This window comes from Chryseobacterium lactis (genome assembly GCF_003815875.1).
In the GTDB taxonomy this organism is placed as follows: domain Bacteria; phylum Bacteroidota; class Bacteroidia; order Flavobacteriales; family Weeksellaceae; genus Chryseobacterium; species Chryseobacterium lactis.
In genome coordinates this window covers 2366300-2391627 of sequence record NZ_CP033924.1, presented here as the reverse complement: position 1 = coordinate 2391627, position 25328 = coordinate 2366300, and the positions used below count along the sequence as shown (strand labels likewise).

Sequence of the window (25328 nt, the reverse complement as noted above, 5' to 3'; positions counted from 1 at the left end):
AGTAATAAGTAAGCCAATTTTTTAGTAAATATAATGATTTATTTCAAGTAAAAGTGAAATAGAAATATATTTTTTTAACATTATTCATATATAAAAAAACTCCTGTATTCTAGAATACAGGAATTTAAACACTAAGGATGAAAAAAATATACTGATAAAAAGCTATAGCAGCTCAAAACCAAGCATATGAATGTATTGTATTATAAGTGATTTGGTTCTGGAGCAAAGATGATTCAAAAAAAGAAATCACTTGTTATAGAATTACCCGATAAAGTTACAAAATTTTAAGTCAATCATTTGTGAATTAGAAATTCCATCATAAAATCATCCATTACAAAACCGTTCCCAATATCGAAAACTCCTTCGTCATAAACCCTGTACCCTTGGGATTCATAGAATTTTCTGGCAGCATTATGTTTGTTGACATTTAAAATAATTCTGTTATTATTGTTTTCAAAAACTTTTTTATTTAAAAACTGAAGAGCCTCTTTTCCCAGCCCCTTCCCCTTGCTTTCCGGAACGAGATAGATACGGTGCAATTTTGTAGTCTTCTCCTCGTAGTTGTGCTCATACCCGATAAAACCTTCTGAAGAATTTTCATCATCAAGAATCAGATAATAATGATAATCGGGATTTTGAAGGTGGTTTTTAATTTCAGTTTCAGAATACATTTCAGACAACATATAGTGCATCTGCTCTTTGGAAAGTATGTCTGCATAAGCATTTTCCCAGGATCTTCTTGCCAGGTCCTGAATTAAAGGGATATCTTCTTCCGTTGCTTTTATTAATTTCATGATTGTATGTTATTATGATTAAAAAAAGTGAAAAGCCTTAGCTTTCCACTCTGTTCTATTTTTGGATGTGAATAATCAATTGTATTTTACAATTAAATTGTTGCCATCTCTGCTTTAATTTTTGAATAAAGTCCTTCTGAAGCAGCAACCAAAGGAAGTCTCAGATAATTTTTAATAATTCCTTTTTCTGCCAGTACCACTTTCACTCCACATGGATTTCCTTCAGCAAAAATCAAACGGGTGATATCTACTAGTTTGTTGTGGATTTCATAGGCTTCTTTCACCTTTCCATCAAAAGCCAGCTGTACCATGGTAGAAAACTCTTTAGGATACGCCTGACCTATTACAGAGATTACACCATTTCCACCTGCTAAAGTCACAGGAAGTGTGTATTCATCATCTCCTGAAACAAGAGAGAAGCCTTCCGGTTTCTTTCTCAGGATATCAAAATATTGTAAAATATTAGGAGCGGCTTCCTTAATCATCAATAAATTCGGAAATTCCTTTGCAAGACGTAATGTTGTATCTGCTTCCACATTCTGCCCTGTTCTTGAAGGAACATTATAAATAATAATATTCTTCCCTGTAGATGCCAAAGCTTTATAATGCTGATAAAGACCTTCCTGATTGGGTTTATTATAGTAAGGCGATACAGAAAGCACTGCTTCAAACGCAGAAAGATCTGTTTCTTCGATCTGTTTCTTGACTTCAAGGGTATTGTTACCGCCAATTCCTAGTACAAGAGGAAGACGTTTATTATTCACCTTAATGATATGCTCAATTACCTGTTTCTTCTCTTCATCAGAAAGCGTTGCGGCTTCTGCCGTAGTTCCCAATACCACCAAATAACTGGTTCCGTTTTCGATATTATATTCAACAAGTTTTGTTAAACTTTCGAAGTCAACGGATAAATCTTCATTAAAGGGTGTTACCAATGCAACACCTACTCCTTTTAAAATGCTCATCTGTTCGAATTATTTTTGCCAAATTTAATGATTTACAATAAGAATTTGTAACAAATAATAATGTTTTATTATACATATAGTTATATTTGCATATACTAAAAGACAATATGAAATCGCTATGCCTGAAATTGTTTACAAAAAACACAGAAAGCACCGGCGATTGCATATGACCTTTATAAAAAATAATTTACAACATATGAAAAATAAATTCTTGTTACTAGGAATTGCTCTGGCAGCTCTTACGGCATGCAAAACGGCTTCTGCGCCGCAGCTGATGAACGTAAAGACCCAGAAAAATATTTCTATTAATAATGAGCTGAAGAATGATGAGGAGTTTGTAAAATTTATTGAACCCTATAAGCAAAAACTGGATAAAGAGATGAATCAGAAAATCTCTCATACCAACGTAGATCTTACAAAACAGGGAGACAACAGCAATCTGGGAAATCTTTTAGCTGATTATACACTTGAGGGCGGTGATGAATGGACGAAGACTCACCTTAAACAAAATGTAGATGCTGCTTTGATCAATATCGGAGGAATCCGTACTACTATCGGAAAAGGAGATATTATGCTTAAGAATCTTTTTGAAGTGATGCCTTTTGAAAATGAGCTGATTATTGTAAAAATGAAGGGGGTCGATTTACCCGGACTTTTTGAATATTATGCTAAAACACAGGTCAACAACCCGGTTTCTCACTTGTATATTGAAACGAAAAACGGACAGCTCACCCAATCTTTAATCAATGGAAAAACTGTAGATCCAAACAAAGATTATTATATTGCGACTTCAGACTATCTGGCTCTTGGAGGTGATAATATGAAATTCTTTGCAAAAGGTGAATCAATTCCTACAGGAGTAAAGCTAAGAGATTTGTACATTGATTATTTCAAGAGAAATCCGGAAATAGTTCCGGCTACAGACGTTCGTTTAAATTTTATCGGTAAGAAATAATGGATAGAAAAAGTTTTTTAAAAGCAATAGGTGGCGGATCTTTAGCGGTAGCTTTAGCTCCTAATATGATGATGGCGGAAGAATTAAAAATTCTTGATTTAAAATCCGCAAACAAACTGACCATCCTTCATACCAATGATCAACACAGCAGAATAGAACCGTTCGATGCCAGTTACACCAAAAACCCTAACCAGGGAGGTTTCGCCAGAAGAGCCAGTTTAATTCAGCAAATCAGAAATCAGGAAAACAATGTATTGCTTCTTGATTCAGGAGATATTTTCCAGGGAACTCCTTATTTCAATTTTTTTGGTGGAGAGCTGGAGTTTAAGTTAATGTCTATGATGAAGTATGATGCTTCTACCATGGGAAATCATGACTTTGATAACGGATTGGAAGGCTTTCTGAAGGTTCTTCCGAATGCCAAGTTTCCTTTTATCTGCTCGAATTATGATTTTAAAAACACTATTCTGGACGGAAAAACGTCTCCTTATAAAATTTTTAATAAAAACGGAATCAAAGTAGGAATTTTTGCTGTGGGTATCCAGCTGGATGGTCTTGTAGGTAAGAAACAATACGGAGAAACGGTTTACAATAATCCGGTTGATGTTGCTCAACAATATTCAAATTTCCTGAAGAAAGAGCAACAATGTGATCTTGTCATCTGCCTCTCTCATATCGGATATGATTACAAAGATGAACCTACTAAAATAAGTGACAAAATTTTAGCCGCCAGTACAGAAAACATTGACATTATCTTAGGTGGCCACACACATACTTTTCTACCGGAACCCCAGACCTTCACAAACAGACAGGGAAAAAATGTTCTGGTTAACCAAGTGGGATGGGCTGGACTTCTTTTAGGTAGAATTGATTTTTATTTTGATACAAACAAAAACGTAAAACATATCTCCTGGAACAATCAGGTAATTGACAGCAGTATAATAGCATAATATGAAAAAACTTTCTATAATTTCTCTTGGTATTTTAGCATCTCTGCAGGTTGCAAAAGCACAGGTTATTTCCTCAAAAAAGTGGGCAGATCTTTTTTCCTACAACAATGTCTTGGCCATGAAAGAAGACAACGGAAAAATATTAGCGGCCACAGAAAGTGGAATATTTTATTATACCATATCAACAGGAGAAATTACGAAGTTATCCAAAGCTAATGGACTTCATAACATAGGAGTTACAGCTTTCGATTATAATCCACAAACCAAAATGGGTCTCATTGGATATGAAGACGGTTCTATGGATGTCATTACGCCACAGGAGATCAAATATATTGTTGATATTCCTATTGCAGCCGGTTATAACGGAAACAAAAAGATCAATCACATTTCCATTACCGGAGACCAGGCCGTGGTTTCTGTAGGCTATGGACTCTCTATATTTAATTTAAAAAAGAAGGAATTTGGAGACTCTTCATTTTTCATGCAGGGAGGTGGGGTTTATGAAGCCAGTAATGAGGCTGTTATATTTGGAAGCAAAGTTTATTCTGTCACAAACACAGGTTTAAAAAGCCATGAAATGAATACCACTTTTCCGGTATATACTACATGGACTACAGAAGTTCCCGGAGCTTTTAAACATATAGATTCGGAATCTGAATTGGTATATTCAAATGCTACCACAGCATATATTTATAATAATGGAGCCTCAACGCCACTTCCTACCAACTTTGGAAATATACGTGACGTTGTCGTTACTCAAAACAATATTGTAGTTACCGATAACAGAATATATACTTATGGTACCAATGGAGTTTCGTTAAACGCAGTAAGCCTTGGAGAGGAATGCAATACTGCTTTAATGGCAGGAGGAAAAATATTCGGAGGAACAGCCGCATCAGGAATAAAAGATGAGGGTAATACGACTTATAGACCTTCAGGGCCATATTATAATTATGCCTACAAAATAAATCTTTACGATAATAATCAGATGCTTGTTTCCACTGGAGCCAGAGCAGAAACCTATAATTATCCTGTTAATAATCCTAAAAGGCCAGGCTTTTATTATTTTAATGGCACGGAATGGATATATTCTTCATTTTTCGCAAGTAAACCTACAAGTATTAATGTCCTTGATGCTATATTAAATCCTCTCAATAATAATGAAGTATTTTTTGCCAATTATACAATGCTTGATCAGGGGGTTTATAAAATGAAATATAATGCTACTAGTAAAGACTTTGAACTGGTCAAATATTATAACCTAGGAGCTCAGCCTTATTTGCGACGAGCGACAGGTCTTGCCACCGATCCACAAAATAATATTTTCGCATCTATTGGATTTGATAACGATGGAAACCCCGCTATAGGTATTTATGATAAAGCAAGTGATGATTTTGTTTTAAAAAAGATTGTCTTTACAAGTACTGGGGTGCAAAAACCTGTTTTCTATGAAAATATGTTATGGATTCCTCTACCAAGAACCAATAACTTTTGGGTATACGATTATAAAAATGCGGCCAATCTTTCTGATGATGCAGACTATATACTGAGTGAAGCCAATGGGCTTCCTGCAAGTTCTGCAGGGGCAATATCCGTAGCTTTTGACAAGTCGGGTGATGCATGGATCGGAACAGACAGCGGTTTAAGGGTAATGACGAATGCTGCATCAGAAATTAAGTCGTCACAACCTAAAATGGAAGCCATCGTCATAGAGCAAAATGGTATTCCGGAGGAACTTTTCAAAGACTCTCATGTTCTTCAGATTGAAGTGGATGGCGGAGATCACAAATGGGTTTCTATAGACGGCGGAGGGGTTTATTACCTTTCTTCAGATGGCCAGAGAACGATAAAACATTTTACAAAAGAAAATTCACCTCTTCCAACCAATAGTGTTACTGACATTAAAGTAGATAAAAAGACAGGAAAAGTATATTTTGTAACCTACAGCGGAATTGTAACTTACCAGAGTGATGTTTCAGATGTAACCTCCAATTTTGGTGACGTACTGGTGTATCCGAATCCTGTTGTTTATTCCAATTTCAAAGGAAAAGTAACCATCAAAGGTCTTGCAGAAAAAACAAATATAAGAATTGTAGACGCTGCCGGAAATGTAGTGCATTCAGCGGTAGCCAGAGGAGGCTATTATGAATGGGATCTTAATAATCAGAAAGGCGCCAGAGTTGCTTCAGGAATTTATTTTGTTTTGATGACCAATGAAGACGGATCTGATAAAGCTACAGCTAAAATAGGGGTAGTCAATTAATGAATTCACAAAACGGTTTTTTACTTTCATTCATAAAATATGGAGAAAACGATGCAGTGCTGCATTGTTTTACAGAAGAAGAGGGTTTTCAGACGTATTTTTTAAAAGGAGTCTATTCCAAAAAGAATAAAAAGAAAGCCCTGTTACAACCTTTAAACCAACTTAATTTTTCAGTAACCTCAACGAGAGGGAATGGCATAGCGTCTGTTTCAAGATTTGAACTGGTAAAAAACAATGATATTTATACTGATATAAAGACCAATACGGTTATCTTTTTTATCTCAGACTTTCTGAATCAGGTTCTTCGATATGAAAATAAAAACATTCCGGTTTATTTCAGTATTGATCAATTTATTGATGAACTGACAAATAGAAATTACCAGGCACACCTTCTTTTTTTGCTTGTTATTTTGAAAATCCAGGGCGTTGCACCTTTATTAAGTGATGGGAAGTTTCTCGATCCGGAAACCGGAACATTCGTCCCCAACTCCACTCACCAATTGTTCACCGAAGAGGTTTCACTGATATGGAAGCAAGCATTGAGTGCAGAAAATTTATATGCAACAAAAATTCATTCCTCCATAAGGAAAGATTTCCTGGACAGTCTCCTGGTATATTATCATTATCATATTACTGATTTCAAAACACCGGCATCGCTTGAAGTAATTCAGCAGATATTTGAATAAATTAATTTGCTTTTTTTGCTATGCTTTATTTTCTTTAATATCATCAGGCATTTCAGTTTCCGACTCAGCAATTTCCTTTTTAGAAAATCTTGGTTGGAGAATCTTTGCAATCAATCCCGTCCAGCCTGTCTGATGCGAAGCTCCTACTCCACGTCCGGAATCTCCGTGAAAATATTCATAGAATAAAATATAATCCCGAAAGTCAGGATCCGTTTGAAATCTCTCATACTGACCGTTTACAGGTCGCTTTCCATTTTCATCTTTTAAAAATATTTTGGAAAGCCTTTTGTTTAACGAATCGGCAATCTGATCCAGATTAGAATAATTCCCACTTCCTGTAGGATATTCAACCATAAAATCAGGACTATAATAGAAGAAAAAGCGCTGGAGGCTTTCAATAATCAAGAAATTAATCGGAAACCAGATTGGGCCACGCCAATTGCTGTTTCCTCCAAAAAGTCCACTATCACTTTCTGCAGGAGTATATTTAACGGTATAGTCCGTTTCATTGAGATTCAATGTATACGGATTTTGTTCATATTCCTTGGATAAAGCTCTGATTCCATATTCACTTAAAAATTCATCAGGATTCAACATTCTTTTCAATAATCTCTTCAGGCGATGCCCCCGAAGTAACGATAGCAAGTGCTTAGAATCCTGACCTTTAACTTCCCATCTTGAAACCAGTGATGCTAACTCCGGCTTATTGCTCAGTACCCATTCCATTCTTTTCTTGAAATTCGGAAGATTCTCGATCATCTCGTCGTCTATTACCTCAACCGCAAACATTGGTATCAATCCTACGATTGTTCTTAACCTCAAATACATATGGTCTCCATCATTAGATGCAATAGCATCATAGAAGAATTCATCTTCTTCGTCCCAAAGACTGAATTTTTCATCCCCCATATTATCCAGTGAATTGGCAATGGATAGGAAATGTTCAAAAAACTTCATGGCCATTTCCTCATATACATTATTGTACAAAGCCAGTTCCAGTGCTATTCTCATCATATTCAGGGCAAACATGGCCATCCAGCTTGTTCCGTCCGACTGTTCTAATTGCTCGCCATTGGGAAGCGTTGTATTTCTGTCAAAAACACCGATATTATCAAGTCCTAAAAATCCTCCTTCAAAGATATTATTCCCGTTAATGTCTTTTTTATTCACCCACCAGGTAAAATTCATTAGTAATTTCTGAAATGCACTTTCCAAAAATTCAAGATCGGGTTTATCTTTCAAATACTCATCAATTTTGAATACCCTGAAAACCGCCCACGCATGTACAGGAGGATTAACATCGCTAAAGTTCCATTCATAAGCCGGAAGCTGTCCATTAGGATGCATATACCATTCAAACAGAAAAAGTTTTAACTGATGTTTCGCGAAATCAGGATCTATGAGCGAAAAGCTGATAGTATGAAAAGCCAGATCCCACGTTGCATACCAGGGATACTCCCATTTATCGGGCATGGAAATAATATGCTCATTATTAAGATGTTTCCAGTCGTAATTTCTTATTTTTTCCCGGTTTTTTGAAGGTGGAATTTCAGAAGGATCACCTTTCAGCCATTTTTCAACATTATAATGGTAAAACATTTTATTCCAAAGCATCCCTGCAAATGCCTGCCGTTGAATTAATTTCTCATCTTCTGACTGTATGCCTTTCTGAATTTCAGTATAAAATTCATCAGCGTCTTTATTCCTCTCGTCAAAAATAGCGTCAAAGTCACGGAACGGTTCTTTTAAATCCTTATCCATCATTCTGAACTCAAAGATTTTAGTCTCTTTCCCTTTAAAATATTCGTCAATGAAAAATGCAGCTTTGGTTCCTACATTCCTCGAATTAACTGTTTCTGAATTTCCTGTAAGAATAAAATTATTAATTCCGTCTTTGCAATATTCCGATGTATTGGATGACTCGTAAAGCCTTTGATTATTGGTTTCATTATCACAAAACAATGTTTTCAAGGATTGTTTTGCATATACATTCTTTATCTCAAGGTCTTTGTGATTGACTTTGATACGATTGGCTTCTTCTCCGTGCAGCTGAGGTTTATAATCGTCATAACCCCAGTTCCAGGTATTCCTGAACCAAATTGTCGGTAATATAACGAGAGCGCTTTCTTTTTCAGATTTATTAACAATGGTAAGCTTGACCAGGATATCATTCTGACTTTCCTTGGCATATTCAATAAAAATATCAAAATATTCATTTTGATCAAAAATTCCGGTATCTATTAATTCATATTCCGGTTCGTTTTTATTTCTTTCAGCATTGGTTTTTATAAGATCTTCATAGGGAAAAGGATTCTGAGGATATTTGTACAACATCTTCATGTAAGAATGGGTCGGGGTAGAATCCAAATAATAAAAATACTCCTTTACATCTTCACCATGATTTCCCTGTCCATTGGTAAGGCCAAAGAAACGTTCTTTGATCATTTTATCTTTTTTATTCCAGAAACCAACGGAAAATACCAGTTTTTGAAGATCATCACAGATTCCGCATATTCCTTCCTCACCCCATCTGTAGGTTTTGGCTTCCGCTGTATCATGACTCGTGTAGTTCCATGCGTCTCCGTTATCACTGTAATCTTCACGCACTAGACCCCATTCACGGTTACTGACATATGGACCCCATTTTTTCCATGAAATATCTGAAATTCTTTGTTTCTCTGACATAAACGATAATTATAAATGATGAGTGATAAGCAATGAACACTTCTTAGCCTCCTGTAGAGAAGCTTTCAAAAGTGGTCATCCCGCCATCAACAAAAATGCTGGTTCCGGTAATATAGTCTGCAAGATCGCTGGCAAGAAAGGCTGCCAGGTTTCCGATGTCTTTTGGTTGTCCGATCCGGTTATAAGGAATCAATGTGAGCAATGAATTAAGTGCTTCCGGCGTGCTCCATGCATCCTTGTTAATCGGTGTCTGGATTGCTCCCGGGCAAATAGAATTTACACGAATTTTATCTGCACCATATTCCTGAGCTAAGGTTTGCATCAGCATTCTGATTGCTCCTTTGCTGGAGGCATAATTGGCATGGCCTGCCCATGGAATGATTTCATGCACGGAACTGATGTGAATGATTTTTCCACAAGCAATAGAGCGCGACGGGTCTATTCCTCTACGTAGAAATTCTTTGATTGCTTCTCTTGCACATAGAAACTGACCTGTCAGATTAATTCCGATGACGGTATTCCATTGGTCTAAGGTCATTTCTGTGAACTTCGCGTCTTTTTGCACTCCTGCATTATTCACCAGAATATCTACCGTTCCGAATTGTGAAACCACTGTCTGAAACATAGCAATAACCTGATCTTCTTTGGATACATCACATTGATAGGTAATCCCCTTTCCGCCGGCATCCGTAATTTCTTTTAAAACGCTTTTAGCTTCGTCGACAGAACGTTCCGAAGAATGATTAACGATGACTGTAGCTCCGGCTGCTGCCAATGATTTTGCAATTCCGGAACCAATTCCGCTTGAGGATCCTGTGACGATAGCCACCTGATTATGAAGTGATATTTCCATAATTTAAAATTTGATGTTACTCAAAGTTATGGAAAGTAATCAGCAGTAAAGAAATTATGATTTTAAAATTTTATTAAAGTTTTTTAAACATCAGATATTGTGGCCCGCTTCTCCCCATTCTGGTTTTACCGTTGTAAGTGTAGCCCGCTTTTTTGTAGATGTGATATGCCGACTCGTTTCTTTGATTAACCGCCAGTACAATTTCATCACAATATTGAAAATTTTCTCTTACAAAATCGTCTACCTGAAGCATTGCAGATTTTCCAATCCCGGATCCCTGCATTTCAGGATTTATAGACAAAGACCTTAGCAGAACTGCATTTTCATTATCGGTAAGATCCAGTTTATCATCTCCAAAATCAAGTACAAAAAAGCCAACAGGTCGGTTGTCATTTAAAATAATAATCGGAAATGCATTCATATCATCTCTCTCCCTGATTCTTTGTATCGACTGTTCAGCAGTTGCCGTGAATTGCGACTGATTTTCATCCAGCGTATAGCTTACCTCAGCAAGATATTCCTGTTTAAAAAAGATTAAACTTACCATAATTAGTGATGATAGGTATCTTCATACTTTACGCCCGCACGTATTTCCACAGGAAGCTTATTTTCTGCGGGAACGATGGGACAATTATAGTCGTAGGCATTGTAAGCACAAAACGGTTGATAAGACTGGTTAAAATCCAGCAAGATGGTATTTCCTTTTGGAATTTTCAAATCCATATATTTTCCACCTCCGTAGGTTTCCTTTTCATTCGTTGCATCCCTAAACGGCAGGAAAAGGTGGTCTTTGTATTTTTCTTGTTTGATTAAATCCAGACTTTGATATAAAGTGACCGTGTATGGTTTTCCATCCAGATCAAACGTAGCTTTCCCATATTCTCTGTACGATTTTGTTTTTCCGGAAGATGTTGGTAAGTCGAAAGGTTGGGCATTTTTTGTTTTAACAAACTTTGCCGTTACTCTATATTTTTTATCAAATTGAAAGAACGGATGTCCTTTAAAATTGGTAAAGTTATCTCCTCGTAAAGGAGTTGTCTTCGGATTCAGATATTCTTCGTTAAGTTCTTCCTGGAACTTCTTCATCTCCATGATCTCCGGAGAAACTATTTTCTGAGAAAAACTCAAAAATGGAAGAAGTAAAAGGATAAATATATATTTTTTCATGAATCTTAAAATTATAAGTAAAATTATGAATTTTTCAGCGGATCAAAAGTTAAAATTGTACTAAAAAAGTATAATCTTCTTGCTTAGCATACTTTTTGAAAAATGAAGTCTATGGATAGAAAAAAATTCATTAAGACAAGTGCATTAGCCGTATCCGGTTTTTATTTTCTTTATTCTCAGCTATTTCAGGCGGCACAACCTGTCAGAGGTAATCAGGGAAAAACTATAAAGGCTCCTATTATCATAATTGGCAGTGGGTATGGTGGAGCGGTGTCTGCATTACGCTTATGTGAATCCGGGAAAAAAGTACTGTTACTTGAAATGGGTCTTAATTGGGAGAAATCAGGAATTCCTTATTCGAATCTTTTAAAGCCTGGGAAAAGTTCTGCCTGGTTGAAAAAGAAAAGCATAGCTCCTTTTATGAATATTTTTTCTTTAACACCTTTCACCGGAATTCTTGACCGCCTTGAATTTGAAAATATCAATATATGGGTAGGAAGAGGTGTAGGTGGTGGTTCGCTTGTAAACGGCGGAATGGCTGTCACCCCTAAAGAAAGCTATTTCAAGGAAGTTTTCCCCAATCTTGATGCCGAAAAGTTTTACAATCATTATTTCCCTTTAGTACAGAAAGACCTTAAAGTGAACGTTATTGATGAAGAGTTTTTAAAGGACTGTCCTTATTATAAATTTACGAGAGTTGGTGAACAGGAAGCTCATCAAGCCGGTTTTAAAACGATCAGGGTACCCAATGTCTATGACTTCAAGTATATGGAAAAAGAATTCCGGAATGAAGTACCACGGTCAGCCCTTAATACAGAAGTTATTTATGGAAATAATCACGGGAAAAACAGTTTAGACAAGACCTACCTCAAAAAAGCACTGGAAACAGGAAATCTCGAAATCCTTGACCTTCATCGGGTAGAAGATATTCAATTAAATGAAGACAAAAGTTATACATTAAATACACAACACATTGATACATCAGGGAACATTCTTGCTGATAAAACTTTCCAATGTGATCAGCTGATCCTTTCGGCAGGTACAATGGGGACTTTACAACTTCTCCTGAAATCAAATGCTTTAAATGGTTTACCTCTGAACGAAAAAATTGGAAAAAGCTGGGGCAACAATGGAAATTTTATGACCGGAAGGAACTGGGTTAAGCCTCTCTCAGGTGGTACAGGATCAAAACAATCTACAATCCCCGTGGGCGGAATCGATAACTGGGACAATAAAGAGCATCCTTTTTTCACAGAAATTGCTCCACTACCAATGGGAATGGATGTTGCAACCGCTCTCTACCTATTGATTAACAGAGTTGACAAAAAAGGAGAAGTGACTTATAATAAAATCAATCAATCGCTTCAACTAAACTGGGATAAAAGTAATACTGCTGCAATGAGAGAAAATGCCAAATACTTTATCAGAAAAATGAATCAAGCAAATGGCGGAACAAGAAGTCATCTCCTTTTCAATAATGGTTTTGGTGCTGATATTTGCTATCATCCACTTGGTGGTTGTGTACTTGGAGAAGCCACCAATGAATATGGAAAATTAAATGGTCATGACAATTTGTACGTCCTGGATGGCTCATTAATTCCCGGAACAATTGGGGTTAATCCTTTTGTGACGATCACTGCCATTACAGAATATTGTATTGAAAATCTGATCAAACAGAATGAATTTGCCTGAAATTAAGGTAACAATTGTACTTCAATAAGATAATTACGGACATCATTTTCAAGCTTTACAGGATAGGTGAACTTAAGCTGTTCTGCTAACGAAGAGCCCAATTCATGAACCAGATCTGCAAAGGCGAATAAAGCTGTCCAATTTTCATCAATATCACTTCCTGAGAAAGTAGCTTCAATTTTAGTCCACAATTCCGGGGATACATATTTTTTAAAAAGCCGGCCGTGCTTATTGGTCGTTATATTACTCCAGTCATGAGAGCCTGCAATATACCATTCGATCAAAGGAACCAGATAATCTGTACGAAGTATATTTTCAGACATAAATTTGGCGTAGAAAATATCTCCACGTTTTAGACATTTCGCCACATACGTTGTATCCCACCAAAAATCATTTAATAATTGTTCAAATTTCTTCTCCGTAGGCTTTTGAATCATAATCGATTTATAGCCCGGAGCTTTCATTTCTTTGGTAAGATCATCTTTGTCAATCAACACTCTATAACCTACATCCCAATCGTCCGGAAGTATCTCTTCTTTGATCTCAGGAATGAACTCTGAAAGCTGATATAGTTTAAAATCAACTTTTACATGATCTTTATATAGAACCATTTTCATTGCATGCTTTCCTTCAAAAACATGATCATCTTCTTCAATCATGGAAATGGGTTCTCCAAAAAGTCTGATCCATTCATTGTCTTCTTCATAAGGTTTTCTGTTTTCAAAAACCAACTCTACATCAAGATCGCTAAAGTCATCGACCGGGGCATAGGGATTCACCAGAGAACTGGTGAGGAGTACAACACGAACATCCGGGTTATTTTCTGCCCACTGAATAATCTGATCAAGCTTTTCTTCCCTTATTTTCATTTTAATAGGATTCGGATATTTTTACACGATAAACGTCTGTAGAATTTCTTTTAATTGACTCTACAAAGAACCCTCCTTCTTCAGGAATCACTTCTTTTAAGTCAAAACTTTTACAGTCCTTGGGAAGGCCTGAAAATATAAGGGTAAACCAAAAATCCTGCATAAAAGGCACAGGCGTCCAATAAGGAGAAATTGAAATATTTTCTGCGTGAATCAACTTGCTTCTATGCTCAGACTGATTGTCGAAAAGATAAGTTGAATGCCAGATCCTGATCAGGTTTCCCAAAAATGGTGATGCCGGAAAACAACAATGAACAATAACCTGCTTCTCTTCTTCCACTTTGGTCTGAAGAGATTCCAGAAGCTCTTTTGCAATAACCGGTTTTATAATTATTTCTTCCACCTTTTTTATAAGTAATAAGTGATGAGCAATGAATAATGCATGGTATAGTGCTTATTACCCATTGCTCATTACTGATATTAATATTCTAATTCCAGCTTTTCTTTTGTGTAATTTCTTACTTCTTCGGTGAGTTCAGGGTGTTCTGCCAGTTTTTTCCCATAAGAAGGAACCATTTCAAGCAATTTACTCTTCCACTCTCCTTCCAGTTTTTCAGGGAAACATTTTTCAAGAACATTCAACATGGCATATACTGCTGTGGATGCCCCCGGAGAAGCCCCTAATAAGGAAGCAATCGTTCCATTTTTATTCACCACAACTTCAGTTCCGAATTCCAGTTTACCCCCTTCTTTCTCATCTTTTTTAATGATTTGAACTCTTTGTCCGGCTACCTTCAATTCCCAGTCTTCTTCTTTTGCATCTTTAACAAATTCTCTCAAATGCTGCATTCTCTGAGACTTTGTCATTGCCACCTGCTGAATAAGGTATTTTGTAAGAGGAAGATTATGCCACCATGCTCCGAAAAGTGATCTTAAGTTTTTCGTATTTACACTTTCAGGCAAATCGAGGTAACTTCCTTCTTTCAGGAATTTTGTTGAAAATCCTGCGAAAGGCCCAAAAAGAAGGGCTTTTTGGCCATCAATAATTCTAAGATCAAGGTGAGGAACAGACATTGGCGGAGCATCTACTGTTGCCTGTGTGTATACTTTTGCCTGGTGCTTTTCTACCAATTCCTGATTGTGAGTCACCAACCATTGCCCGGAAACAGGGAAACCTCCATATCCTTCACTCTCTTTGATATCTGAACTATCCAATAACGGAAGAGCGTATCCACCGGCACCGATGAATACAAAGTCGGCAACAACTTCCTGTTTGTGGTTATGAATTCTGTCTTTTACCTTCATTTCCCACTTCCCGTCTTCTCTTGGGTCCACATCTTTCACTTCGTGATACAAGAAAACTTCTACATTGGAATCTTCCAGTAAATGTCTTCCCATTTTTCTGGTTAATGTTCCAAAATTAACATCAGTTCCCATATCCATTTTGGTCGCCGCCATAATTTCAGATTGGTTTCTTTTGCTCATCACCAAAGGAATCCATTCTCTTAGCTTGTCATGGTCCGTGGAGAATTCCATTCCGGAGAACAATACGGATTCAACCATTTTATCATGACGTTTTTTAAGGTATTCGGCATCTTTTTCACCAAATACAAGACTCATGTGCGCGCATGAGTTGATAAAGTCTTTAGGTTCATGGATATATCCTTTAGTCAACAAATAAGACCAGAACTGTTTTGAAATTTCAAACTGTTCTGCGATACTTTCTGCCTTAGAAATATCAATCGTTCCGTCTGGTTTTTCAGGGGTATAGTTTAGCTCACAAAAAGCCGAATGGCCTGTACCGGCGTTGTTCCATGCTGCTGTGCTTTCTTTGGCAAACCTTCCTAGTCTTTCAAAGATGGCAATTTCAAGATTTGGATCAAATTCATGAAGCAGCGTTGCTAAAGTGGCGCTCATGATTCCGCCGCCTATCAGTACAACGTCATATTTAGGTTTCGGTGTTCTGCTTGTAAGCGATTGTGACATAATTTTAAATTTTACTTCAAATTTCGTGAAAAGTTTTAAAAAGAAGAACGCGTTTAACGATTTTAACACGTTAATTTTTGGAGTTAAAATACTTCTTGATTACACAACAGGATATCATGGAAAGTTTCAATAAAGTTTCATTGAAATGATTAATAATACCAATTACTGACTGGGAATTTTGAAAAAATGTACCACATTTTATCACTTTAATAATTCACTAAAAAGGAAGTAATTATCCGGTGTAGCCACCACAAAAAAGTTATAAAAACTTAAGTTTATTTAAGTTCATGATATAGAATAGCTTAACCATAATGTTTTACGTCAATAAATTTTATCAACAAAAGGTGAGAAAACATTATATAATATGAACTTAAATTCACTTTAAATTGATAAATATGCAATTTAATAGACAAAAATCGATATTAAAACCATTAAACAATAATATTTTATACGTATCTTTCATTTAAATTAATACCATATTTCAGTGTAATTAATTAAAATTATTTCGTAAATAGACTAAAAGATGAAAATTGTTACCTTCGTATGTACATTTTTCGCTACAGCGGCATTAGCCCAAAGCGGAAGTGTAGGAATCAACACGTCCAAACCGGACCCCAGTGCAATTCTGCATATCGAAAATTTCAATGGAGTTCCAGCAGCTGCTACCGCCACCGTATCGGGAGGCGCGGTAACCGGAATTACCATAAGCAATGGAGGAAGCGGATATTCCTCAGTTCCCACAATCAGCTTTTATGGAGGCGGATCAGTAATCAGTGGTGGTACAAAAGCACGGGCAACCGCTACGCTCACCAACGGTGTTGTAACCGGTATAACCATCAACAATGGAGGAAGTGGCTATACAGCGGCTCCTACAGTAGTGGTATCGGGAGGAAATAAAGGCGTATTATTTCCCAATCTGAATATTGCTAATCTTAGCAGTACCACCTCTCCGGTAGCTTCACCTGCCAATGGCCTTATAGGCTATAACGGCGGAAGCAACACCAATAATAAAGCGTTGCATTTTTTCAACAGTACAACAAATCAGTGGCAGAGTACCATCGATGCTGAAAATACGCCTAAAGTAGCTTACCTGGATTTCACAGGATCATTATCAGCCCTAGACAATGCTGTTGCAGGTACTAATGCCTTATTGGTAGTGAATCCACCTGCTATTTCCGGGGTATCAAACATCAATGGCTTTAAGGTGGTTCAAAATACGGCTTTTGGCGGGTACTCTCTGGTTCTTCCGCAAGGAAACTATCTTGTAGAGGTTAATCTTAATTTAAACTCTCCTCAGGAAAGCCCGGCCGGACAAGGCGGAACGGCTCCTCTTTCAGGCAGTACTTATTATCTGATGGGATACTTTATTGATTTTACCAACGATACTTATAATAACTCTACCAATACATTCACCGGTGGAGCCAATACCAGAAAAGAGGTACCTATTGTATCTAAAGTCAATACAAATCACCTGGCTACCTGGTCTTACTATTACACAGTACCGGCTAATGCCAATGCCAATATTATCGGTGGATTAAGACTAAGATTAGGAAGAATGCAGAACAGCACCTTTTATGATCTGGTGAATGTCATTCCTACCGGATCGTATATTAAAATATCTCAACTGTAAAACAAACGACATGAAAAAAAGTTATATACTCCTATTACTGATTGTGGCACAGATAGTATGTGCGCAAGTAGGAATTGGAAAAACAACAATTAACAGCTCTGCTGTTCTTGATGTATCAGAATCTACCAATAAAGGTGTTCTTCTTCCAAGAGTGGATATTGTAGATATTCTAAACAATACCACCCCCGTTAATAATCCTGCACAAGGGCTTATTGTTTATAATAAAGGAAACTCAATCAGTCCTGGTCTCTATTTGTGGAAAAATAACAGATGGACCCAGCTTGCTGATGGTTACAATCTGGTAAGTTATATGATGCTTCAGCGCACGACAGATTATACGATACTGGGGAATTCCGCCAACGGTACATTTAAAAATTTCACCGATGCCTCTTTTACAGTGGTATCTAATGATATCGGAGCTACTTATAATGCTGCTTCAGGAGGCATTACCCTTCCGGGAAACAGCGGCTATCTTGTTAATATGTGTCTCAATATAAGAACAGCTCTTGAAAGCACAACCGGTGGAATCGGAGGTACCGCTGTTCAGCTGCATCAATATCTGGTAAAACTGGTAGATCCTGTAACCGGAACACAGTATGGAAAAACGATCAGTATCAATGCACAATCGATAGCCAGTAATAAAACACATACTTTAAATATGAGTTTTTCTTTTGTGACCACTTCTGCAACACCTATTACATTAGTTCCCGCCCTAGCTCATGATGCAGGAGGCACCTATCAACTGGGATCAGGAGGTACAGCTCCCAATAACGGAGAAATTATTATCACCAATACAAAAGTGGATATTCAAAGATCAGCCCTTAACCAATAATTCGTTTACAATGAAAACATATATGTATATAGTTTGTATGACCATGATCTTGTTTGGCACTTCCGTTCGTGCGCAAGTTGGCATTAATACAAACTCTCCCAACGCAAGCAGTGTTCTTGACATCAACTCTTCGAATAAAGGAGTTCTTTTCCCGCAGTATGATCTTACGGTATTGAACAGCACGACAGTACCTGTTGCCAATCCTGTAGATGGTCTGATGATTTATAATAAAGGAGGAGTTTCTACTTTCCCTAAAGGTTATTATGTATGGATCAGGGATCAATGGCAACGCGCCATTCTTTCCGGCTCTGAGCCTCAGAATATGTCACTGATTATCAACTCAGGAGTTCTGATTCCTACGGGTAGTACTGATAATACATTGACCAACTTTACCGTAGCTGCCAATAAGATTACCGGTGCTTCATTAGGAAGTGACACTTCTACGATTACTTTGCCTGCAGGAACTTATATCCTGCGTTATTCGGTGGATTCAAGTAATGCCAATAACAACAATGGAACAGCTAATACACAGTATCTTTCTCAAAATTTTACCTGTACACGGTCTTACCTGATCAATGCTGCAACCAGTACAACGATTACGGAGACCAACAGAATGTGTCAGTTATCAAGTTCATTTACTTTTTTTCAGGGAAGTTATTTTCTAAAATTAACGGCTCCCACGACGATCCGTCAAAAATTTGAGTTTGATGGAGGCAACGGATTTACGGCCAGTAACCTGAACGTAAGATCTTCATTAGCGCTCGTGATCACAAAAATGAGTCAATAAAAAAACTTAAGCATATGCTGCTTAAGTTTTGAAATATTTATTTTAAACAGGGTTTTCTTTTTGAAAACCTTGTTTTTTTTAATTCAGTTTTGCCGTTAGCTTTCTAAATTGTTTTTCTGCATTTTTACCCTCATATAGAATCGCATATACCGTTTCAATGATTGGCAATTTAAGATTTTTCTGCTTTGCTGTTTTATAAATAGAATCTGCAGCATAATAACCTTCAGCCACCATATTCATAGATTGGATAGCAGATTTTACGGTATATCCTTTTCCGATAAGGTTCCCTAAGTTTCTGTTTCTTGAGAACAGGGAATAAGCCGTTACCAATAGGTCTCCCAAATAAGCACTTTCATTCACATCTCTTGGTGCTTCATAAATAGCTTCCAGGAAAGTTTCCATTTCACGGATTGCATTGGATACAAACACAGCAGTGAAGTTATCACCATATCCTAATCCGCTGGCTATTCCCGCACCGATTGCAAATATATTTTTAAGAATTGCACTGTATTCGTTTCCTAAAATATCCTTGCTGGTATGGACTTTAATAAAATCTGAACTGAAAACTCCTTCAAGTTTTTCAGCCGTCTCATCTTCTACTGTTGCAATGGTTAGGTAAGAAAGTCTTTCCATTGCCACTTCTTCAGCATGACAAGGACCGGCAATAACAGCTTGATTTCTGAAACCGATTTTAAATTCATCCCTAAGATAGTGTGCTACCACATCATTTACTCTCGGAATAATTCCCTTAATTGCAGAAACAAAGATCTTCTCTGAATAATCACAGGTCATTTTATCCAACGTGTCGGAAAGATAAATGGAAGGTGTTGCCAATACAATGACATCACAGGCAGAGACCAATTCATTGATATCAGTAGTAAGCTTTAAGCTCTTAAGGTTAAAATGCGCTGCTGTAAGATAAGTAGGATTATGTCCGCGAAGCTCTATCGCCCCTTTTACAAACTCACTTCTTACACACCAGTGTACCACTTTACAGTTTTCAACCAACATTTTTACAATAGCAGTTGCAAAACTTCCGCTCCCTACTACTCCTACAGAAAGATTCTTTTTTGGATTCGAAGATTCTGAAATTATTTTCTTTTTAGCCATAATTGGAATGTGAACTGCAAAGATATTAAACAAAGATTTAACAGAAGCCTTGAAAGTATGATAAAAACCATATTCTGGAAAAATTAATGCTTCAACACAATTAAATATACAATTCAGCGTTAGATACAGAAAAAACTGAATTTTAATTAAAGATAACCAACAAAGATTATTTTTAATTAAATTTGCAGCCTTAAAAAAACCGTTTTAAATATCTAAGAGGAAGAAATATGAAAAAATTTCTAAACAGCAGGAAGAACATCAATGTTCTTCTTGGAGGACTTCTATTAGTAGTTTTTGCACAAGGCATATTTATTGCCAGGCTTTATTCTGAAAAGGATGACAAGAATTATGAAGTGAACCTTGTCAGAATAAACACTGAAAAAGACAGTGTAGATTACCTGAAAATGAAGACAGATCTTACCTTGGTAGATCAAACTGTTGCCCAGCTAAATTCTTTTCTGAAAGCAAAAGACATTTCCAGCGCAAAACTGATGATGCTTAATCAGGACAGTATTGCCAATTCCATTTACCTTTCCAAACAAGCCAACCGATACAGCCAATACTTGATGGACCTTCAGACAAAACTGATGCAGGTTCCATTGGGAATGCCAACCGATGGATATATTTCCTCCAATTTTGGAGTGAGAAAAAATCCCATCCCGTTTAAAACTGTTTTCGCTTCTGTAAAGTCCCACAAAACTTCAGAATCAAAGCCGGCAGAAGCAGCAGCTTCAAAACCTGAAGTGAAAGCAGAACCCGTTGAAAAAATCGTTGAGCTTACAGACAGTTATGGAAATAAAAGAGAAGTAAAAGTAATGGTTACTCCAAAAGCAACTCCTGCTGCTGCATCACCTGCATCCACTGCCTCTTCAAAGGCTGTTGTTGCTACTACAACCACTTCTCAGCCAGCTCCTGTTGAAAAAAATAACCCACCTGCTGAAGCAGATCAGATGCAATTTCATAAAGGACTTGATATCGCAGTTGCCTTTGGTTCTGACGTAAGAGCTGCCGCTGCCGGCACTGTAATTTTTTCAGGACAGAAAGGAGGTTACGGAAATTGTGTTATCGTTTCTCACGGAAACGGATTAGCAACTCTTTACGGACATTTATCACAACTTATCTCTAAGGTAAATGATAAGGTAAAAGTAGGCCAGGTTATTGCCAAATCAGGGAATACAGGACGATCTACAGGACCTCATCTTCACTATGAAGTGCACAAAAACAATACGCCGGTGAATCCGAAATTGTTTATGAATTTATAAAACAGAAAGCTGTCCTCAGATAAGGCAGCTTTTTTTAGTCCTAAAAAATAGTTCTGGTACTATTTAATACTTTCACAAATATCACAAAATATAATTCACGAGGAAATAAATCTGGTTAATCCATAGAATCTGCAAAGAAGTCTTTCAATGCAAAGTTTTAAGTTTTTTGCTTACAACTTTAAAGGAGCTAAGAATGGAATCAGCTAGCTGATTTGACGAAGCTTTGGGGATATTTTAGTGATTGATTCTTGTGATATAAAAGATTATCTCGCGGATCTGGTAAATTAAGCAGATTCTTTTCACAAACATCTGTGAAATCTGCGCGACGCTATTTTAGCATGAGGTTTTAAATTACAGTATAAACAAAAATAGCTGCCAAAGGCAGCTATTTTTTATTTTAAAATTTTAAGCGTTCCCTTAGGATGAGTAAATGTACCATCAGAGCCTGCAATATTCGAATACACCATATTCTTGTTATAATCCTGAATGTGAGTTACATTAAAGCCAAGGTGAGGTTCGTGCCAATATACCATAAAGATATTCTTTGCTACTTCTACCGCGGTGTATTCCACAGTATCAGTACTATCTTTTGAGCTTCCGGCTGTTCCGGTGAATGTCATGGTTTTATTATCTTTAAAATCCAAAAGGAATTTTACAGCTCCAAAATCTACCTCCACTTTTCTTCCAATGGCCGGATAGGGTGATTTCAGATCCCAATCCATTTCTCCACGAAATACCTTTACTCCCATTTCAAGTTCATCTTTTCCTGAAAGGGTCGGATATTTTTTAACCATAAAATCTACGATAGCAGGAGTGGTTGTATTCTCTGTCACAGCTTTTTTATAGTTTTCAAGATAATTTTTAACAAAATCCAGAGACTGAGGAGAGAAAGACTGTTTTGCAAAGTGCGAAGGAATTACCTGCTCCGGTTTCAATGCCTTCATCGCATCAATTTGTGCGATCCATTGGTCAATTGCTTTTGTATTTTGAGTATCTGCCATCCAAAGATGTGAATCTGCGGAAACGGAAATTCCTCCTGTAATGGTTTTAATAGAGGGAATCCAAACAAAGCTATGCGCCGGATCTTCAGGATTCTGTCTGATCTCAATTTTATTTCCTTCAAGATCAGGAATAGCATTCACGGCTTCCGGAACAATAATTTCAGAAGGAGCATCTGCTTTCAGTTGAGGTTTCCATACCGCCAGTTTATCATCCTTTGAGGCAGAGATCAGATAAGCCGTTTGAGCCGTTGAAATGATTTTTACATTCGGAAATGCTTTTTTAATCACATCCAATCCAAAATAAAAATCGGGATCACTGTGAGAAATAAAAACAGTTTTCAGATTTTTTCCTGTAGCTTTTATTTCTTTTACCAATTCTTCGGCATACTGTTTCTGAAACTGAGCATCCACCAGCATTGCCTCTTTATCTCCATAAATAATGGTAGATGTAATAGGAAAAACAGCCTTGGTTCCTGGATTATAGACCTTTACTTTAATATTTCCGGCCAGTAAAATACTTACAAACCCCAACAGGGCAAGCAATGATAATAATTTCTTTTTTAACATTTTTGTTCTCTTAAATTAACAATTAGTAAGCTGCTGTAAAACGTTCACGGATGTGGTTGTTTTGCTCTAATTCATCTACCAGCACTACAGCTACATCTTGTACGGAAAGACGGCTTCTTCCATTTTCATCAAATACAGGAGTCTCTAATGAAGTTCTGTATTTTCCGGTTCTTTCGCCAACATTTGCCTGATTCATTTCTACTGCAGGGCTGAAGAATGTCCAGTTTAAAGTATTGTTTTCTTTAATTTTATTTAAATAATCTCTTGCTGCGGTTGCACCTGGTTTGTATGCATCAGGGAAGTCGGGAGTATCTACAATCTGAATGTTGTCCGGAGTATAAAGGCTTCCCGCCCCACCTACTACGATTAATCTGTTCACTCCTGCCTCTTCCACTGCTTTTTCAATATTTACAGAACCATTCAGGAAATCGTTGTAAAGATTAGGATTTGTCCAGCCTGCGTTGAATGCGCTGATTACCGCATCACTCCCTTTTAAAGCTTCTGCCAGCTCTTCTACGTTATTTACATCAACACTTTTTGCGGTTACATTCTCTTGTGTTTTTACCTTCGATGCATCTCTCACTAAAGCTTCAACGGCATATCCTCTGCCAGCTAATTCGTTTACTATTTGTGTACCTACAAATCCGGTTGCCCCGATTACTGCTACTTTTTTCATAATGTCTTATTTTTATATTAAATTGTAATAATTTTTGTTACATTTATGGATAAAAAATTTTAAGCAAACTGATCTGCAAATTCCTGCAATGACTTGTCTCCTAAAAATTGAGTTACCAATTGATCTGTTTCTTCAAATAAAGTATCTAAATGAATATTGATTTCTTTTCCTACGCTACACGCCGGGTTAGGATTTTGATTTTTCTTTCCTAAAACCTCCGTATTCTTCACAGCTCTGTAGATTTGTGAAATGGTGATCGTCTCTGCATCTTTCGCAAGCTGGCTACCTCCTTCTTTACCTTGTCTGCTAATAATTAAGCCTGCTTCTCTCAATACACTGATTTCCTTTCGTACAATTACCGGATTTACATTAATACTACCAGCCACCCATTCAGAAGTGAGCCACTCCTGAGGGCTCTTCGCCAATAAGGTCATGATATGTACTGCCGTAGCAAATCTTGTATTATTCATTTTAATTACAGGACAAAGGTAAACATTTTTTCAAATGTAACAAATTTTATTACAGTTAATTTTTTCTTAAAGTATCAATTTGTCCAAATCCAGCAGTAAATAATTGATATTTTGATTGATGGTACGTGTCGCCGACTGCATCTGGTTCAGCATCGCCGCACGGTTGTGCAGATCATCGGCTCTGTAAAATCCGCCATCACTGAAAATAACAGATTGATCTGCTGCTGTTTTATTGTCATCAAACTGATAGTGCAACCATCTCAGTTTCATATTTCCGATAATAGAGTTTTCTTCTCTGTTTGAAAACTTTTTCTCTGTGTACATATACCAGATAAAGGGTGGAAAGTTCGGAGATTCCAGTTTTCCTTTCCAGATATCTCTCAACAGGTTTCTCTGATGAATGAATTCTACCTTCTTCCCTTTCGGATTAAGAGTTGCAAGCCCGAAACCAGCTCCCAAAATACCACCACCAATGCCAATCGCATTATCCCAGCCGTCACTTTTTACAATTCCTCCGGCAATAGAAGATGCAGCTCCTGCTATGATAGAATATAGAATAAGTTTATTATTTCTGGACGAGTTGAGGTTGTCTACATAATTACCAATCTGTGCCACCCTTTCTCCTTCACAATCAAATTCTGCGGCTACGGCATCCAGCTCGGTTAAAGCAATGGTGACCCTGCTGTTGATTTGTGTTTTAAGTTGTAAAATCTTTACCTGTGAAGCCAGAGACGAATCTTTTTTAAGCTCAATAATTTTATGTACTTCATCCAGATTTCCTAAAGCATTTAAAATTAAAATACTCTGATCAGAGAACATTACTTTAAGATTTTGATTTGCTGCCAGAATAGAATCCGAATTATAGGAAGGAACCTTATTATTGTAGTTATACTGAAAAGGTGCTTTACAATAACTGTCTTTAAGGGTCAGTATATTCTGTTTAATAGCCTGATTTTTCTTGGAAACACAAGAAATCAATACGCTGAAAACAGCAAAAAGATAGATGAGTTTTTTCATTCAGTCATATTTTGTGCAGTAATGAAGCTTGTAAAAATTGATTGGGAACTTACAATCTGTCTTACAATTTATCAATACGAATATAATACAAATAAAAAAATTTACCTGAAT

The 25328-nt window shown here is 36.9% G+C and carries 23 protein-coding genes; 9 read left to right on the top strand and 14 right to left on the bottom strand.

The window, feature by feature from the left end; genetic code table 11:
* Positions 1-293: 293 nt before the first annotated feature.
* Both EG342_RS10575 and dapA read right to left on the bottom strand, forming a co-directional pair.
* Positions 294-794, bottom strand: coding sequence for a GNAT family N-acetyltransferase (locus EG342_RS10575; RefSeq protein ID WP_103291127.1), 501 nt, complete (start codon positions 792-794; stop codon positions 294-296).
* 92 nt (positions 795-886) lie between these two features.
* Positions 887-1759: a 4-hydroxy-tetrahydrodipicolinate synthase gene (gene dapA, locus EG342_RS10570; RefSeq protein WP_103291130.1), complete on the bottom strand. Its 873-nt coding sequence runs from the start codon at positions 1757-1759 to the stop codon at positions 887-889.
* A gap of 196 nt (positions 1760-1955) precedes the next feature.
* Between dapA and EG342_RS10565 the strand changes: the two genes are divergently transcribed.
* Genes EG342_RS10565 through recO form a run of 4 tightly spaced genes read left to right on the top strand, consistent with a single transcriptional unit; the run spans position 1956 to position 6613 of the window.
* Positions 1956-2714: a 5'-nucleotidase C-terminal domain-containing protein gene (locus EG342_RS10565; protein WP_103291712.1), complete on the top strand. Its 759-nt coding sequence runs from the start codon at positions 1956-1958 to the stop codon at positions 2712-2714.
* Positions 2714-3664, top strand: a complete 951-nt coding sequence (locus tag EG342_RS10560) for a bifunctional metallophosphatase/5'-nucleotidase (RefSeq protein WP_103291132.1) — start codon at positions 2714-2716, stop codon at positions 3662-3664. The genes EG342_RS10565 and EG342_RS10560 overlap by 1 nt, the downstream gene beginning before the upstream one ends.
* 1 nt (position 3665) lies before the next feature.
* On the top strand, positions 3666-5927 hold the full coding sequence (gene porZ, locus EG342_RS10555) for a type IX secretion system anionic LPS delivery protein PorZ (protein WP_185126891.1): 2262 nt from the start codon (positions 3666-3668) through the stop codon (positions 5925-5927).
* Positions 5927-6613 (top strand): DNA repair protein RecO, encoded by a 687-nt coding sequence (gene recO / locus EG342_RS10550; protein WP_103291135.1) that lies wholly within the window; start codon positions 5927-5929, stop codon positions 6611-6613. Before porZ ends, recO begins: the two co-directional genes overlap by 1 nt.
* A gap of 18 nt (positions 6614-6631) precedes the next feature.
* On the opposite strand, the gene EG342_RS10545 is transcribed toward recO, so the two are convergent.
* From EG342_RS10545 to EG342_RS10530, 4 genes are all read right to left on the bottom strand, one after another.
* Complete coding sequence (locus EG342_RS10545) at positions 6632-9298, bottom strand: MGH1-like glycoside hydrolase domain-containing protein (protein ID WP_103291137.1); 2667 nt, start codon at positions 9296-9298, stop codon at positions 6632-6634.
* Between the two features lie 43 nt (positions 9299-9341).
* Positions 9342-10151 carry a glucose 1-dehydrogenase gene (locus tag EG342_RS10540; protein ID WP_103291139.1) on the bottom strand — a complete coding sequence of 270 codons (810 nt, stop codon included), beginning with the start codon at positions 10149-10151 and terminating at the stop codon, positions 9342-9344.
* A 73-nt stretch (positions 10152-10224) separates the two neighbouring features.
* The gene (locus tag EG342_RS10535) at positions 10225-10698 is read right to left on the bottom strand and encodes a GNAT family N-acetyltransferase (protein WP_103291141.1); all 474 of its coding nucleotides are present in this window, start codon (positions 10696-10698) and stop codon (positions 10225-10227) included.
* A 2-nt stretch (positions 10699-10700) separates the two neighbouring features.
* Positions 10701-11318: a DUF1684 domain-containing protein gene (locus EG342_RS10530; protein WP_103291144.1), complete on the bottom strand. Its 618-nt coding sequence runs from the start codon at positions 11316-11318 to the stop codon at positions 10701-10703.
* 111 nt (positions 11319-11429) lie between these two features.
* On the opposite strand from EG342_RS10530, the gene EG342_RS10525 reads away from it, so the two are divergent.
* A complete protein-coding gene (locus tag EG342_RS10525; RefSeq protein WP_103291146.1) occupies positions 11430-13010 on the top strand; it encodes a GMC family oxidoreductase N-terminal domain-containing protein in 1581 nt (526 codons plus the stop codon).
* 2 nt (positions 13011-13012) lie between these two features.
* On the opposite strand, the gene EG342_RS10520 is transcribed toward EG342_RS10525, so the two are convergent.
* The 3 genes from EG342_RS10520 to mqo form a co-directional block, all read right to left on the bottom strand.
* A complete protein-coding gene (locus tag EG342_RS10520) occupies positions 13013-13879 on the bottom strand; it encodes an AadS family aminoglycoside 6-adenylyltransferase (RefSeq protein ID WP_103291149.1) in 867 nt (288 codons plus the stop codon).
* A 1-nt stretch (position 13880) separates the two neighbouring features.
* Complete coding sequence (locus tag EG342_RS10515; protein WP_103291152.1) at positions 13881-14282, bottom strand: hypothetical protein; 402 nt, start codon at positions 14280-14282, stop codon at positions 13881-13883.
* Between the two features lie 77 nt (positions 14283-14359).
* Positions 14360-15865, bottom strand: a complete 1506-nt coding sequence (mqo, locus tag EG342_RS10510; RefSeq protein WP_103291155.1) for a malate dehydrogenase (quinone) — start codon at positions 15863-15865, stop codon at positions 14360-14362.
* 523 nt (positions 15866-16388) lie between these two features.
* Here mqo and EG342_RS10505 point away from each other — a divergent pair.
* The 3 genes from EG342_RS10505 to EG342_RS10495 are packed head-to-tail and all read left to right on the top strand — an operon-like array spanning position 16389 to position 19114.
* Entirely contained in the window at positions 16389-17495 is a 1107-nt protein-coding gene (locus tag EG342_RS10505) for a hypothetical protein (RefSeq protein ID WP_103291158.1), read from the top strand.
* A 10-nt stretch (positions 17496-17505) separates the two neighbouring features.
* Positions 17506-18327 (top strand): hypothetical protein, encoded by an 822-nt coding sequence (locus tag EG342_RS10500; protein WP_103291160.1) that lies wholly within the window; start codon positions 17506-17508, stop codon positions 18325-18327.
* Between the two features lie 10 nt (positions 18328-18337).
* Positions 18338-19114, top strand: a complete 777-nt coding sequence (locus EG342_RS10495) for a hypothetical protein (protein ID WP_123868076.1) — start codon at positions 18338-18340, stop codon at positions 19112-19114.
* 78 nt (positions 19115-19192) lie between these two features.
* On the opposite strand, the gene EG342_RS10490 is transcribed toward EG342_RS10495, so the two are convergent.
* Complete coding sequence (locus tag EG342_RS10490) at positions 19193-20224, bottom strand: NAD(P)H-dependent glycerol-3-phosphate dehydrogenase (RefSeq protein WP_103291165.1); 1032 nt, start codon at positions 20222-20224, stop codon at positions 19193-19195.
* A gap of 227 nt (positions 20225-20451) precedes the next feature.
* Between EG342_RS10490 and EG342_RS10485 the strand changes: the two genes are divergently transcribed.
* Positions 20452-21486 (top strand): M23 family metallopeptidase, encoded by a 1035-nt coding sequence (locus tag EG342_RS10485; protein WP_103291168.1) that lies wholly within the window; start codon positions 20452-20454, stop codon positions 21484-21486.
* Between the two features lie 392 nt (positions 21487-21878).
* On the opposite strand, the gene EG342_RS10480 is transcribed toward EG342_RS10485, so the two are convergent.
* From EG342_RS10480 to EG342_RS10465, 4 genes are all read right to left on the bottom strand, one after another.
* The gene (locus tag EG342_RS10480; protein WP_103291170.1) at positions 21879-23054 is read right to left on the bottom strand and encodes an MBL fold metallo-hydrolase; all 1176 of its coding nucleotides are present in this window, start codon (positions 23052-23054) and stop codon (positions 21879-21881) included.
* 22 nt (positions 23055-23076) lie between these two features.
* Complete coding sequence (locus tag EG342_RS10475) at positions 23077-23730, bottom strand: NAD(P)-dependent oxidoreductase (RefSeq protein WP_103291173.1); 654 nt, start codon at positions 23728-23730, stop codon at positions 23077-23079.
* Between the two features lie 59 nt (positions 23731-23789).
* Positions 23790-24200, bottom strand: coding sequence for an Rrf2 family transcriptional regulator (locus EG342_RS10470; protein WP_103291176.1), 411 nt, complete (start codon positions 24198-24200; stop codon positions 23790-23792).
* 66 nt (positions 24201-24266) lie between these two features.
* Positions 24267-25217 (bottom strand): hypothetical protein, encoded by a 951-nt coding sequence (locus EG342_RS10465; RefSeq protein ID WP_103291178.1) that lies wholly within the window; start codon positions 25215-25217, stop codon positions 24267-24269.
* Positions 25218-25328: the final 111 nt, after the last annotated feature.

What these genes read in the sequence shown, in the direction of transcription:
- EG342_RS10485 (WP_103291168.1), top strand. Translation starts at nt 20,452, where the DNA reads ATGAAAAAATTTCTAAACAGCAGGAAGAACATCAATGTTCTTCTTGGA.
- EG342_RS10490 (WP_103291165.1), bottom strand. Translation starts at nt 20,224, where the DNA reads ATGGCTAAAAAGAAAATAATTTCAGAATCTTCGAATCCAAAAAAGAAT.
- porZ (WP_185126891.1), top strand. Translation starts at nt 3,666, where the DNA reads ATGAAAAAACTTTCTATAATTTCTCTTGGTATTTTAGCATCTCTGCAG.
- EG342_RS10470 (WP_103291176.1), bottom strand. Translation starts at nt 24,200, where the DNA reads ATGAATAATACAAGATTTGCTACGGCAGTACATATCATGACCTTATTG.
- EG342_RS10475 (WP_103291173.1), bottom strand. Translation starts at nt 23,730, where the DNA reads ATGAAAAAAGTAGCAGTAATCGGGGCAACCGGATTTGTAGGTACACAA.
- mqo (WP_103291155.1), bottom strand. Translation starts at nt 15,865, where the DNA reads ATGTCACAATCGCTTACAAGCAGAACACCGAAACCTAAATATGACGTT.
- EG342_RS10575 (WP_103291127.1), bottom strand. Translation starts at nt 794, where the DNA reads ATGAAATTAATAAAAGCAACGGAAGAAGATATCCCTTTAATTCAGGAC.
- EG342_RS10480 (WP_103291170.1), bottom strand. Translation starts at nt 23,054, where the DNA reads ATGTTAAAAAAGAAATTATTATCATTGCTTGCCCTGTTGGGGTTTGTA.
- recO (WP_103291135.1), top strand. Translation starts at nt 5,927, where the DNA reads ATGAATTCACAAAACGGTTTTTTACTTTCATTCATAAAATATGGAGAA.
- dapA (WP_103291130.1), bottom strand. Translation starts at nt 1,759, where the DNA reads ATGAGCATTTTAAAAGGAGTAGGTGTTGCATTGGTAACACCCTTTAAT.
- EG342_RS10565 (WP_103291712.1), top strand. Translation starts at nt 1,956, where the DNA reads ATGAAAAATAAATTCTTGTTACTAGGAATTGCTCTGGCAGCTCTTACG.
- EG342_RS10500 (WP_103291160.1), top strand. Translation starts at nt 17,506, where the DNA reads ATGAAAAAAAGTTATATACTCCTATTACTGATTGTGGCACAGATAGTA.
- EG342_RS10545 (WP_103291137.1), bottom strand. Translation starts at nt 9,298, where the DNA reads ATGTCAGAGAAACAAAGAATTTCAGATATTTCATGGAAAAAATGGGGT.
- EG342_RS10465 (WP_103291178.1), bottom strand. Translation starts at nt 25,217, where the DNA reads ATGAAAAAACTCATCTATCTTTTTGCTGTTTTCAGCGTATTGATTTCT.
- EG342_RS10525 (WP_103291146.1), top strand. Translation starts at nt 11,430, where the DNA reads ATGGATAGAAAAAAATTCATTAAGACAAGTGCATTAGCCGTATCCGGT.
- EG342_RS10535 (WP_103291141.1), bottom strand. Translation starts at nt 10,698, where the DNA reads ATGGTAAGTTTAATCTTTTTTAAACAGGAATATCTTGCTGAGGTAAGC.
- EG342_RS10530 (WP_103291144.1), bottom strand. Translation starts at nt 11,318, where the DNA reads ATGAAAAAATATATATTTATCCTTTTACTTCTTCCATTTTTGAGTTTT.
- EG342_RS10505 (WP_103291158.1), top strand. Translation starts at nt 16,389, where the DNA reads ATGAAAATTGTTACCTTCGTATGTACATTTTTCGCTACAGCGGCATTA.
- EG342_RS10540 (WP_103291139.1), bottom strand. Translation starts at nt 10,151, where the DNA reads ATGGAAATATCACTTCATAATCAGGTGGCTATCGTCACAGGATCCTCA.
- EG342_RS10560 (WP_103291132.1), top strand. Translation starts at nt 2,714, where the DNA reads ATGGATAGAAAAAGTTTTTTAAAAGCAATAGGTGGCGGATCTTTAGCG.
- EG342_RS10495 (WP_123868076.1), top strand. Translation starts at nt 18,338, where the DNA reads ATGAAAACATATATGTATATAGTTTGTATGACCATGATCTTGTTTGGC.
- EG342_RS10520 (WP_103291149.1), bottom strand. Translation starts at nt 13,879, where the DNA reads ATGAAAATAAGGGAAGAAAAGCTTGATCAGATTATTCAGTGGGCAGAA.